At 47.8% G+C, this 523-nt stretch carries 1 tRNA gene and 1 rRNA gene; both read right to left on the bottom strand.

Annotated elements, in window-relative coordinates:
* Nucleotides 1-158 precede the first annotated feature (158 nt).
* Nucleotides 159-234, bottom strand: a tRNA-Glu gene (locus G5332_RS20220).
* A 225-nt stretch (nucleotides 235-459) separates the two neighbouring features.
* A 16S ribosomal RNA gene (locus tag G5332_RS20215) occupies nucleotides 460-523 on the bottom strand; the annotation flags it as partial.

Raw genomic sequence — 523 nt, 5'->3', positions numbered from 1 at the left:
CAAGAAGTTTCCAAAGCACTTGTAACAAATGTTTGAGAACTACTTTTTAAATCAGCTTTCCAGATTGTTAAAGAGCATGTTTGCAACGGCGCAAGGCCGAAGAAAACAGAGTTAAGAATTAACTTCTTAACTCTGCATTCTTAAGATGCGAAGAGAAGTGGCGTCCCCTAGGGGATTCGAACCCCTGTTACCGCCGTGAAAGGGCGGTGTCCTAGGCCTCTAGACGAAGGGGACCCAAAATCATCTTTGCGCTGCGTCAGCAGTGCAGATTTTGGGTAATGGCGAGTGCCGAGCCTGCGAGGCCGAGCGCCATTATTCACATCCCAAAACCCAATGATAGGGCTTCTCTCATCTGACCGAAGCCAGATAAGCACTGACGCTTTCGCATCAGGTCTTTGCTCTAACTACTTTGAATCAAGGCAATCTGTGTGAACACTCAACAACTTCGACATCTTAAGGTAAGGAGGTGATCCAACCCCAGGTTCCCCTAGGGTTACCTTGTTACGACTTCACCCCAGTCATG

It is taken from the genome of Aeromonas sp. 603757, assembly GCF_049171255.1.
Classification (GTDB): domain Bacteria; phylum Pseudomonadota; class Gammaproteobacteria; order Enterobacterales; family Aeromonadaceae; genus Aeromonas; species Aeromonas veronii_A.
Note: the sequence above shows the minus strand (reverse complement) of the source record. Positions and strands in the feature narration are given on the sequence as shown.